At 34.5% G+C, this 12,737-nt stretch carries 9 protein-coding genes; 5 read left to right on the top strand and 4 right to left on the bottom strand.

What is annotated here, in order from left to right:
• The first annotated feature begins 440 nt into the window (after nucleotides 1–440).
• The 4 genes from C0J27_RS04900 to C0J27_RS04885 all read left to right on the top strand — a co-directional run bounded on the left by C0J27_RS04900 (nucleotide 441) and on the right by C0J27_RS04885 (nucleotide 5,485).
• Nucleotides 441–1,730, top strand: a complete 1,290-nt coding sequence (locus C0J27_RS04900; RefSeq protein WP_115586056.1) for an OTU domain-containing protein — start codon at nucleotides 441–443, stop codon at nucleotides 1,728–1,730.
• An 88-nt stretch (nucleotides 1,731–1,818) separates the two neighbouring features.
• Nucleotides 1,819–3,099: an OTU domain-containing protein gene (locus tag C0J27_RS04895; protein ID WP_115586055.1), complete on the top strand. Its 1,281-nt coding sequence runs from the start codon at nucleotides 1,819–1,821 to the stop codon at nucleotides 3,097–3,099.
• A gap of 180 nt (nucleotides 3,100–3,279) precedes the next feature.
• Nucleotides 3,280–4,569: an ankyrin repeat domain-containing protein gene (locus C0J27_RS04890; protein WP_115586054.1), complete on the top strand. Its 1,290-nt coding sequence runs from the start codon at nucleotides 3,280–3,282 to the stop codon at nucleotides 4,567–4,569.
• A 46-nt stretch (nucleotides 4,570–4,615) separates the two neighbouring features.
• Entirely contained in the window at nucleotides 4,616–5,485 is an 870-nt protein-coding gene (locus C0J27_RS04885) for an ankyrin repeat domain-containing protein (protein ID WP_115586053.1), read from the top strand.
• Between the two features lie 93 nt (nucleotides 5,486–5,578).
• On the opposite strand, the gene C0J27_RS04880 is transcribed toward C0J27_RS04885, so the two are convergent.
• Nucleotides 5,579–6,178: a hypothetical protein gene (locus C0J27_RS04880; protein WP_115586052.1), complete on the bottom strand. Its 600-nt coding sequence runs from the start codon at nucleotides 6,176–6,178 to the stop codon at nucleotides 5,579–5,581.
• A 430-nt stretch (nucleotides 6,179–6,608) separates the two neighbouring features.
• On the opposite strand from C0J27_RS04880, the gene C0J27_RS04875 reads away from it, so the two are divergent.
• Complete coding sequence (locus tag C0J27_RS04875) at nucleotides 6,609–7,136, top strand: hypothetical protein (protein WP_115586051.1); 528 nt, start codon at nucleotides 6,609–6,611, stop codon at nucleotides 7,134–7,136.
• Between the two features lie 69 nt (nucleotides 7,137–7,205).
• On the opposite strand, the gene C0J27_RS04870 is transcribed toward C0J27_RS04875, so the two are convergent.
• The 3 genes from C0J27_RS04870 to C0J27_RS04860 form a co-directional block, all read right to left on the bottom strand.
• Nucleotides 7,206–7,745: a hypothetical protein gene (locus C0J27_RS04870; protein ID WP_115586050.1), complete on the bottom strand. Its 540-nt coding sequence runs from the start codon at nucleotides 7,743–7,745 to the stop codon at nucleotides 7,206–7,208.
• A gap of 141 nt (nucleotides 7,746–7,886) precedes the next feature.
• Entirely contained in the window at nucleotides 7,887–8,417 is a 531-nt protein-coding gene (locus C0J27_RS04865; protein WP_115586049.1) for a hypothetical protein, read from the bottom strand.
• A gap of 12 nt (nucleotides 8,418–8,429) precedes the next feature.
• Complete coding sequence (locus C0J27_RS04860) at nucleotides 8,430–12,602, bottom strand: hypothetical protein (protein WP_115586048.1); 4,173 nt, start codon at nucleotides 12,600–12,602, stop codon at nucleotides 8,430–8,432.
• Between the last annotated feature and the right edge of the window lie 135 nt (nucleotides 12,603–12,737).

The following is a 12,737-nucleotide window of genomic DNA, read 5'->3' as shown; positions in this document are numbered from 1 at the left end:
ATTTTTTATTCTCCTGTTTTAATGATGATACTAAATTCGTATCCTATACATTTTTTTCTAAAAAAAAACAATTATATATATTTATATTGATAGTAAAAAAGCATAGTGACAACCACCCCACCTTGTGCTCAAATGAGTCTAGATTGTGTGAACCAATTTTTTATTACAGAATTTTTTCCTACATTTTCTCTGAACACTCCTGGGACCCCAAGGCCAGTGAGCCTCATGCACTTTTCTCGATCTGAAAAAGCGTAACGTGGCCGCCGCAAACCATTTTGCCGGAGATGAGCGGAGCGATATCGCAGGCTCGTACCTATATTTTACATTGAGTTAACAAAATCTAAATTTTTTATGATAAACTATCGTTTTTGTAGCTATGTTTCTGGTAGGTTGTAAAAAATTTATAAAAAATAAAATATGTAACAATAGATTGGTTATCGATGAAAGTATACCGACGTTTATTCATCATCCTGTATGCAATCTCAGATCAGACATTTTCACACGTCTTTGATTATACCATGGCATCGTCGGTTGACACTCTGTACAAACGTGAAGAGCGAATTTTAACACCCAATGAAGCATTACAAAAATTAGTTCAAGTGGGCATATCATTTTGGAATAGTAACACCAAGGCAGTGCTGACCTATATTAAAGATGAAAAAAGTAGTATTCAAACGACGCTGCATGCGCTTTCTTTTGTACAAGAAGCAATTAACCTTGGCCAAGCATTACAACAATCAAAAATTTTACAAGATTTTGAGAGTCAATATCTTTTAGCTGCTATCGTGCTGGATAAAATAGCATTACTTGCAAGCCAATTACAGGGAAAAACAGACGCCATTCAATTTGACCAAGAACAAATTTTAATCTTACAAGCTCAACTGACCGACCTACTTGATTGCCTGCAACTCATCAAACCAAAATTACAGATAAAACCAGTTGATGTTGCGACCAACATTGTTGTGCAACTGGCACAGCCACAGCTAGCATCAACAAAAAAACTCATCCCTACCCTCAGCCCTGTGCAAACGATCGATTCTTTTATACAAACATCGGGTAATCAATCAGGTAAAGATTATCTAAAATCATATAAATTTATTATACAAACTGCTCATGATGGTAACAGTGGGTATCGTAGCGTGCTTGCATCAAATTTCATGCATGCAATCGACACCAATCAAAAACAATCTATCAATGCTATAAAAAAATTAGTTGCAGAAAACTTCGTCCATCTTTTTATGCAGTATGATCAGCTCTTTCCTAAAAATATTCAACCATCAGTTGCCCATGCGCTGGAAAAATATCTGATCGAACAGCTGAAAAAAATAGAATCCTGCACAAATCTTGAACAGGTTGTCAGGTTATGGAACGAAGAACCAGTCTTTGATTTTTATATGATTACTTTTTTAAAATATATGCTCATTGACTACGTTGCCAAGCACACAAAGGAACACGCCGCAATTATTATTCGGTCGCAAAATCTTGCTACCTACACCAAAGAAATGAAAAAATGGGGAGCGTACACAAGCGAACTTGACTTAGCCCTGCTTGCTAAGGCTACCGGAATGAGTATCTGCGTTCAACCAGCTGACACCCCTGCATGCACAACAACATACCAAGGGCAGCCGCAATTGGGCACCAGTTCATTGCTTGCAACAGAATCACCTGGTCAATATCATATGCTTATCCCAAAAAAATCCAGCTGGTACAGCTCATGGTACAACAAATAATTTCAGATTGAATTGATATGATCGCTGTATATTTTGTATACTATAATTATACATTAAGAATACTTATAAAATATATTGGTTCTTTATCATGAATTTACACAAGATAATGCTCTGCATGCTGACGTATTGCATGATTTTTTCACACGGCATCATCGATGCAAGCCTTGGTAATAAAAAAATTATAATCCCAAGCTTTCGCTTTATGGATACCGATAATCACAGCGATCACGAAATAGCTCCTGCACAGCAAATATCACTTTTTGATACCATCAAGAAAACTGCATGGGTATCATCAGATCGTACCAGTGATAATCTGGGTGATGTAGAACATACGCAAGACTATCTGATTAACTATGACTACGATCCTGATAAAAATATTATTGAGCACAACCTTGCACCAGCTGAATATATTATCGATAGTAAAGGTGATGGTAACTGTGGGTATCGATCTTTTTTAGGGTCTATTTTTATCAACGCAAACCAATCTGACAATGCATCCTTACTCGTTCACCTCAACCAACTTCTTGATGCACAATATATACCATTATTTAAAAAACATGATACACAATTTAGCTCTAATAAAGATGACACTGCAGTTGCAATTAAACAGTATTTGACTGAACAGTTACAAAAACTATCTGAGTATACCGATCTACAAGAAATTCATGATCACCTGAATACAGAGTATGCATTTGTCTATTATATGATTATGTTTTTGCGCTATCTTATTGCAGATAACATTGCTCAACTCAATGCTCATACTATTACGAGCATAGCAAAACATACAGGCGATTTTATCAGCGACCAAGATCAAGAACTGTTTACTCAGGCAAGCGAACTTGAGCTGCTGCTTGCCGATGCACTACAAGCAGATAATACTACCTTACCGCAGTACCTTGAACAAATTGTAACCTGGAAAGACGAACTCACACTTGATCAATCACGCTTACTAGCGCAAGCAACGGGCATCAGTCTTTACACCATCAGTCAGCACAACCAGTATCAACCATTAGCGATCAGTACAGCTCAGCCTGCGCATGGCATAGCGACAATTCTGTATACCGATGGGCATTATCGAATTTTTGTGCCAAGCACGCAAGATCCAGCTGACCTTGTACAATATTTTGAAGAAGAAAAATTAGAAAAAGAAGCTCTTAATTTTTTACCTCAATCTGATAAAAAAATAACTCTATATAAAAAACTGACAAAAATATTATTTGGACCTGCTGTACCTCAAGACTTTTCCCCTTCTATGAAAGCTGAAAAGATACGACCTGACATAGGTATCGAGATCGATTCAGTCGATGCGATGCTCATCACAACGATTGTGGTGCTGAGTGCTATGTTATACATGAAAAATTCTAAATAATAGTCTATCTATAGATAATTTTACGACAGATCGATCAACTCAACGCTGGTCGATCTGTCTTTTTTTTGGTGCGCTTACAAGGGCTGCATCATCTATTATTTTTACTGGATTGTTTTATACTGTCCCTTGAATAATTGACCCCTATTTTGCCAACCATTTATTATCGAATCGATTCTAAACATGCAAACATCAAACAATATAAATCAATCATGCAAACCTTTTTCTTCTATGAAAAAAATAGTCACCTTGCTCATGCTTTGTAGCTTTTTTACCGTAATGCCAGCTCAAAATGATTTTATACAAGCAGCATATGCTAATAATTTGGGAGCGATGCAAGATCTGCTTGAATACAATAGTTCTATTACTATTGATACAACAGACCTTGATCAATCGACAGCTTTAATGATAGCATCATACTATGGATATGTTCCTATGGTAGAATATTTACTCAAGCAAGGGGCAGATGTTAACGCTCGAAACAACATGGGCTTAACAGCTTTACAATATGCAGTGCTATATGAAATTCATGGATTACAAGAAATGATGGATGCTCCATTATTTGACGAGCAAGGCGTGAGCAAATATAAAAAAATATGGAAAGCTCAAGATGATAAACAGGAAATAATTGACATGCTCGTTAGTCATAAAGCAAGGTTCGATCAACAGCAATATGACGACGGAACTGCATTGGTAACATTTGCTCGGTTAGGTTATGAACACAAAATAGCATCATTATTAATTCATGGTGCTAACATCAATGCTCAAGAACCACGCTTCAAAAAAACAGCTTTAATGGCTGCAATTGAAAATAATCAGGATAAAATAGTACGTCGGTTACTACAATTAGGCGCAAACGTTAATGTGCAATCTGGCGGTGAAGAAACAGCCCTCATGCTTGCAATCTATCAAAACAACATTGAGATAGTCAAACTTCTTCTACACTATGGTGCTCATCTTGATTTAGAAAGTAATTCAGGATATACAGCTTTAATGTACACAACCGATGCAGACAAAGTTGAAATTGCTCAACTGCTTATTGAGCATGGCGCACATATAAATGCACAAAATCATAAAGGAGAAACTCCTTTAATTATGGCAGCTAGGTATAATGCACCTAAAATTATGAAACTTTTAATTGAACATGGCGCAGATGTTAATATTTGTAGTAATACGTGGACTGCATTAATGTGTTTAGCTTCAAATAATGACGTTGAATTCATGAAAATAGTACTTGATCATGGTGCTAAAATTAATTGTATAAGCAAAGATGGCTTAACAGCTTTAATGTATGCAGCTCATTATGGATGCATACAAGCTGTTTGCTTTCTTCTTGAAAAAGGCGCTAACAAAAACATTCGTTTTGCTGGAGACTGCACAGCTTGTAGGATTGCTTCATTTAGAGGCCATAAAGATATCGTAGAATTATTAGAAAATAATAGTTCAAAACCTTGGTATAAATTTTGGAAATAGTTAGAAATCATCATTTTTAACTATTTAATATACGATAAGGATATACATGAAAAAAATAATACTGTTAACTCTACTGTGTCTTGGTTTTATGAATATTTCGTACGGGCAAAATGACCTCATGCAAGCGGCATACCGCGGTGATATTCATGCAATGAAGATTGCTATACAAGATGGTATCGATATCGATGCTCAAGATGAAGATGGAAACACAGCTTTGATGCATGCTGTCGATGGTCAAGATCTTGATGCCGTACGCATGTTGCTTGCATATGGTGCAAATCTTGAGATTAGAAATAATTGTGGGTCAACACCTTTAAGCTTTGCTGTGGCTAGGAACGATTTTTATATTGCATATACACTCATTCAATATGGCGCAAATGAACATCTTCGCATCATGGATAAGATAACACTTGTATCGCTAACAATTTTTTTTAATTATATCGAAATGAAAGAACTGCTTATCGAATCGGGCTGTCTACCAAGGGATAATAACCGAAACAGCGTGATGGAGCTCATGATAATGTTTGCTCATGAGAGTAATGACGATGATGAAGAAATAAAAGCTATTAAAATATTCATTACTTCAGGTATCAATATTAATTACCAAGATCAAAATGGTCAGACGCTTCTCATGCAAGCAGCTCTGCATGATACAATTGAACTCATGCAACTGTATATTAATCATGGCGCTGATCTTAATCTACAAAATAATGATGGCCAAACAGCGTTAATCATCGCATCGCTACAAAATAATGTTGAGATGATTCAGTTACTTCTTGCTGCAGGCGCAGATAAAAATATCAGCGATGCTTGCGGGCTGACGGCTTTGGCATACGCTCAACAGTCAGGAAATACCAACCTCATAGAACTGCTTGAAGATCCTGCATCAAAAGCCTGGTACGAATTCTGGATTTAGAAATATAATTTTTTAACAAAAAAGGGAGAGATATAGACAACAAATCTATACCTCTCCCTTTTTAAAATATGGCAGCTTATAATTTAGCTATGCTTACTGAGGAAAACAAGCTCTATAACAAGCCGTTGCAACAACAGCAGCCGCTGTTATAATTACAGCACCTGATGAGGTAATTACTACACCACCTACAATAGCTCCCCAAAATTCTTGGTTAAGTGTTCTTGGTGCACCCAATTCGTGTAAAATATCATACATTTCCCATGAACAACAATAATCTGAAACAGATTTACCCTTTACATCACGTGCTTGTAAGTTGGCACCATCCAAAACCATACTTTTAATGTTATCACGTATATCTTTAATAAATGAGTTATATTCATCTTTAACTTTTTTATAATGCTCAACATCTGCCTCAGTCGTATAAGCTTTTCTTAAAGTTGTAAAATCATAATATTGCATGCCTGTATCTTTAATAAGCGCATTATTAGTAACAGTTATTTTAGTATAAAAATAAGTACTCCAAAGTTTTTCGAGTTCAGACTTTTTTAATGCAATCTCTTTTTCTATCGCTATCACATAATTCATAATTTCTGTTCTGCCTTCTTCATCACTCATGTCATGTGACTGCATAATGTTCGACATGCAAAAGACAACAAACATCATTGCATAGAATTTTTTTGTAAAATGTATCACGAATTTAACCTTTATAAATTTATTTAAAAATATTTTTTAACAGCACTTTATTATGTTACAGAATACATCAATAAATAATGCATGTGAATCGAATTTAATATGTTTACAATCTTCTTTATTTCTACTGGACGAACATTCTGTAGTCGTATATTATTATTATATAGAACACGACTCAATCAATGTTTTCAATTTGAATAAATTATCACCAAGTGCAATTCATATGGAATTAAGCTGTTAGAAAATATCAATCTTGATCGAAATTAACAGTGCACATAGCAATGTATTATAGCACAATGAAATATTCAATATCCCATCACTCATCAATTAAATATGAAAGGCATAGTTTAAAAATTAATGTACTAATAAGCAGTTAATTTGTTGTCATACCGATACCAATCACTTTTCAAATAACACTCAAGGAATTTTAAAAATGTATAAAAAATTTATCTTACATCTGTTACTATTAACAGCTGTTTCAAACAGCCAATCATTGCATGCTTCAGATGAACCAATAAATCAATTAATTACCTATGTCATTGCAAATATCTCAGAAAACAGCTGGTATATATGGACAAAAATTACTCAAAACAGCGATCAAATTTGTTCAGAATTATCTAAACAAGCAGAGGCTAATAAGGACGAAATTAATAAGGGTGTAATAGGTCTTACAAGCGCTGCTCTTTTGAAAACTGGAACTGTTGCATATGACTGGATGTTTCCAAAAAAAGAAGATATCGCAAAACAAGCAGAAGCAGAAGTTAGAACAGAAGAAGCAAATAAACGATTAAAATATCTTAAGGCAGAAGCAAATTTTAGCAAATGTTTAGAAAGCATCAAAAAAGACGCTCAACAAAATGCTGAAGGAATTCCAACCGTCTGCGAAGAACAAGCCCGTGCTCTTATTTTATGCGATGGGGAAGCTGCATTAATGGTTATGTTAAAAAATTTTAACAAATAATTCATTCCAAAAAATTACTGCTGAACAGAAAACAAGGCGCAATTCACTTCATGAATTGCGCCTTATTATTTACTTATTTTCAGCTATTTCTTGCTGTGTATGATCAGCTACAAATTTCTCCATAGCCTCTTGCGTGTCAAATGGCAATACATCATACCAATCTTTATCATCAAGATAAATTAAAGCAAATAAAGAATTTTTATGTAAAATTTTATTCCATGCTCGCAACAAATGAAATAAATTATCCTGAGTCATAACAGCGTATCCCATAAAATCTCTACGACAAAGCTCTACTGTTGCTTGAGATTCTATTAATGCATCTATTTCAGGAGTTATTTCTTTTTTTGAATTATCAAATGGTTCATTGATATAAGCAAGTTGATTTTCATAATCCAAACTCAATTCGATCATTTGAAAATTCATACCTTCTCTGTAAATAGTCTTTAATTCCTCTATATAATTTTCAACTCCAGCTCCATAAATTGCTCCAGTCGCATCTAAAAAAAATAAATATATAAAAGATATAGGCTTATTTATAGTCCGCTTTGCAGGAAAAAAACGATTAAAAATTATATTAAATCTTAATTGAGCTGTTTGTTTAATTTTCATAATAACATTTCTTTATTTTTTAATAGATTTAGGATTTACAGGATGAAATCGTACAATGGTTTTTATAAAATGCTCATTGAGAAATTCAAAAGAAATAAGGCACAATCAAATAAATGAAATGCGCCTTACAAATTAATTACTTTAGATAGTTTCGTGCTGAGTATGATCAGCTACAAATTTTTGCATAGCTTCTTCTGTCTCAAATGGCAACACATTGTACCAACTCTTATCATCAAGATAAAGTAAAAGAAAAGGTGACTGCTCTTTTAAAGCTTTATCCCATATTAGTATAACATCATGTAAATTATCTTTTGTTAAAACGACGTGATCTAAAAATCCAATTTTACAAAGTTCTATAAAATTTTGCTCTTCAAGCAATGCTTCTATTTCATCACTTATTGATCGATAGAAGTCATTCTCATACTCACTCAGATATACTAAATGATGAACCTGATCAACACTCACATAAATATTTTCAAATCCCATCCCATGCTCTAAAAGTTTTTTTATATTTTGTTTAAAATTTAATTCATCTTCATCTTTAAGATAACGTAAATTTTCCCTAAAAAATATATTAACTAAACAAATAGAAGTTTGTATCTCAGGCTTTATAGTAAAAAAAACATGAAATCCTACGCTGTATCTTAATTGTGTACTATCTTTAATAATCATTATTAACCGCCTTTATTTTATAGGTCTCATCGGATAAAATCTTGCAACCCCTTTATATATATAAATACCAAATTCATTATCTAATGTATCTGTAATATAAACAGGGACTCTTCCTATATTATTGATTACATCAAAATCTATTTTTTTAGGCATTTTAATACTTCTTTCTATTATTTCAACAGCCTCTTCTACCGATGTCCCGAAAGGAAAAAAAGTTTTATTTATATATGCATCTGCTTCTCTTCCGGCATACTGAATTGCCATATCAAAAAATTCATTTCTAACATGTTTAATTTCAGCTATATCTAAAAGAGCTGCTTTTAATTCAGGGATCATTAAATGTCCTCCAGAAGTATGAGAACGAATTGATCCTGGTTTGACATCACCCAATAATGAATGAAATAAATCAAATTCATGAATATCTGTAACACATTGTATAGAATCTCTTATTTCAACTATTTTAATTCCACCCGTTTTTTTCAAATTTTCATTTATAGCTCTTGCCCGAGGCTCCAACCATTCACATAAATTAAGATGTAAAATTTCTTCTGGTTTTAATTTAGCTAAACCTTCTGGGCTAAAATTATTCGTAAAGTCTCTGTATAAATTAATTTGTGGTATATCATTAATAGTTTTAAGCCGCTCTGGATTAAGAACTTTGTCATACACAAGATGAGATTCCATTGATTTTGTAAAATTTGTTATATGTTGTTGATTTGTCTTGGTAATTTTATTGACAGTACTATTAATTAATTTCTTCTTTTCAGCAATTTTTTCAGCTTGAAGAGCTTTATTTACAGCTGCTTGATGTACTGCAGCTGCTCCAAGATCAATAGCTGTTTTTTCAGTCAAGGCAAGTGTGTCACCCTTGCATGTTGTTGCATAGGTCACAACATCATCCATGAGCTCAGGCGGTAATAGATTATACATGCTATCACCTGCTAGACTAATATTTTGCCCTACCTGCTGTGCTAACGAACCGGCTAACGTCATTGCTTTGTGGGTAAGGTACCCATCAACCGCCATGCCATCTGCGAATTCTGTTGTATCTGTGGTGATTTTGCGTAAAGAGCTTTTTTGGATATATTCAACAAACGAACGACTTGTAGAAAGAAGATGTTCAATCGTCTGCATTTTTTTCAGGCTGCGTTGATCTGCATAAGTTTTTACAGTACCATCAGCATTTTTATTTTTATCTGGTTGAAATCCAAAAGAATCGAACGCCGTATCAATATTGGTTGCTAACGGTGTAAAATCATAGACTGCAGATGCTACACCAGATAAAGCATTTGCAATAGCACGTAAGTCTTTGCCCATTTCATGAACAGAATGGCGTGGATCTTGGTACAAGTTTTTAAAAAAATGTGCCCATTTACATAAAAATTGAGCGTGCCCTTGTGCAGTGCCAATCGCAAGATCTAAGAATATATTTTGACCCTCAGGGATTTGTGCAAAATAAGCATTGATATAGTTTAAATCAGTTAGCAAAGCTGCTGCTTGCACCTGCGATCTTTGATTAAGTTGTTGCGCGGTGATTGCTTGATTACAAATCTGTTTAACAATTTTTTTAGTCTCTGGCTGGTGTTCATAACGATGAGCAGTTTGAACCGCTGATTCTATAATGTCTAAATTTTCTTGCGTTAAACAATGCTGAATGCTTGTTCCTTCAGACGGATCAAATGCTGCATAATTAAGATGATTGGCCATTAAATAACCACGAGCTTGTGAACTCATTTTAAAATCAGCACGCACAAGCTTGTTGGTACGTAGCTGCTCTTGCGATTGCGTTATCGCTTGTGCTCGTTTTTCAAGCCGGTCAATAAACGGGTTATGGTTTTTTTGAGAATCTAATGCTGCTGCATTTTTATGCTGACCGATAACGCTGTTATAATTTTGCAACATGGTAGCAAGATCAGATGCTTGAACTGGTGTTGCTTTATTTGCAAGTGAATAGTTAGTTTGGCTATTTTTTATTTTGTTATAATAAAGCTGCGCTTGTTCTTTATGGTAAGCACGCTCTTGATCGCTCTTTGCATGCTGAGCATCATCACAAGCTTGCAAGCCTGCTTGAGCAAATTCAACCGTCATACTATTGTTAGCTTTACCCATCGCATCAAGCATATAATTTATGATAGTAATTTCATCTGCACTGACTTTGCCAGAATATTCATTATCACGATCAATAAGCTTGCCACGAATAGCGTTCGCAACAGAACTTGGCATGGTATAACGATGTTCAGAATCTTTTATCAATATTTTTGATGATGCAAAATCATCTATATTGTGAGCATCTACCAATCGACTATTTTTTGCTTGTTGAACAGCTGTACTTCCCGATTTGCTGGTACCAGCTATTTCCTGCAACGATTTTGCATGCCAATCGTATCGATCTTTTGCAATTTTATTTTGTAGATACGCAACCTTTGCATCACTATCCGCTATGATTTTTTTAAGATTGCTTGACTTGCTACTCATCAAATAATCGTATGACAAGCTACTCATCGAACTATAACTGTTTCGAGCAGATTCTAAACGAAGTTGATTTGCTACTAACTCTATAAAATCTTGCTCTGATGGTTCGTACGTATACCCCTGCTGATCTAAAAAAGCTATTTCAGCTTTTTTTTCTTGGATATATTTTTGCTGAATAAGATTTGTTCGCTGTTCTTCAATTTTTCTTTGTTGTAGGTACCTTTGATATGTAACAGCTTGATACTGCTCTTCTTGCATGTTTCTTTCATGTTCTCTTCTTTGCAAACCTCCTTGCTGACAATCTTGTATATAGGCTGAGACTGCAGCTTGCAATACCTGTGTACCAAAAGAATTATTCGAACTCTTAATGGGAGGTTTTTGTGATACAGGTTGATTATTTTTCTGCTTTTTTTGCATGTCATGTAATTTAGCTTGCTGATCATCAAAAGCCTTTTTTTCATCTGCAGCTTTTTTTTCAGCAGCTTTTCGTTCTTGCTCTTTTTTTAATGCTTCTGCTTTTGCAACTGCATCAACTTGAATAATTTTATTTGCTTGTTGAATCGCTTTAGCTCTATGACGATGAGGATTTTTTTGTCCTTCTTTTAAAATACGCTGTGCGTATTCAACTTGCTGAGAAGTATAACTATCATGCACTTCAGGTTTTTTACCAAAAAAGCTAACAACCCTTCCTGGATTTTCAGATTTGTATGTACTCATTACTCCATTGTGAGCATTAAATACATCTTTCCTATCCTGCAAAATCAAACTTTCTAACTCAGGATATTTATTGCTAAGATAGTTCTCAAAATTTGCACACGCCTTTAAATCTTGGTTCCTGATATTGTTTTCAGTGATTGCTTGCTGTGTGTCAGTTTTTTGCAAGGTACCTGGATTGTACAGCGATGATTGTGAATTTAATGGTTGCGATACTGATTTTTGTTGATTTACTTGATACTTTGCCTGAGGATCTGTAGTTGATCCATCGCCAGACCCTGTTTGGCCATTACCTTGAGCACCCTTTGACAATGGCGTTCCATCTGATGACAGCTTTGGCACTCGACCTGATGGCTTTTCTTGTGGAGAATTACTTACTACCATGTCACCTGAATATGGCGATCCATCAGGATAAAGCCCTGCCAATTGATATATATAATCAACTGAAGCTCCACCACCTAAAGCAGCTTCTAACTGTTTTCTATCCTCAAAATGTAAGTAATGAAGATTTTTATCATAAGGCGATAAAGTACAACTATCCCACTGTGTACCGTTTCTTGCAGCTTGTGATAAAACATGATATTTATAATATCTGCCATTAAAATAAACATCCTCAAGCTGAACCCACATACCATCATCTTTATCACAAAAAGATATCAATAGCCTTTTGAATGCTTCTTTTTGCTTACTGATGAAATACACAATGTAAGACGTTACTGCATCGATATCAAATGTTATTGCTTCATTTGTTATCTCTAACTTCAATTCTAGCGCTTGATTCTTTTCTTTTTGGTAAAGTATTAAAGCAACTACATCTGATTTTCGATCCCGTGATAATGAATCTTGAGCAAGCTGCGTTTGTTCCTGATTTTGAGATACAACTACTTGACGTGACTGCATAACTTTATGCACAGCTATATTTTTTGTTAAAGGATTTTCTGCTAGAAGGTGTGAGAAAAATAAGATAAAATACAACATAAAAATTTGAACCTGAAACATAACAACCCGATCGTGAAGAGAACATACTTATTATTTTAAATTTGAACTTATTTACACCATAAGTCAAATTTAAAAATCTTTATAATAAGCTGCCAATCGACATTATAGTTTCAGCGTGAAATACTTTGTACTGAG

Source organism: Candidatus Chromulinivorax destructor (assembly GCF_003366055.1).
Lineage (GTDB): Bacteria > Babelota > Babeliae > Babelales > Chromulinivoraceae > Chromulinivorax > Chromulinivorax destructor.
Note: the sequence above shows the minus strand (reverse complement) of the source record. Positions and strands in the feature narration are given on the sequence as shown.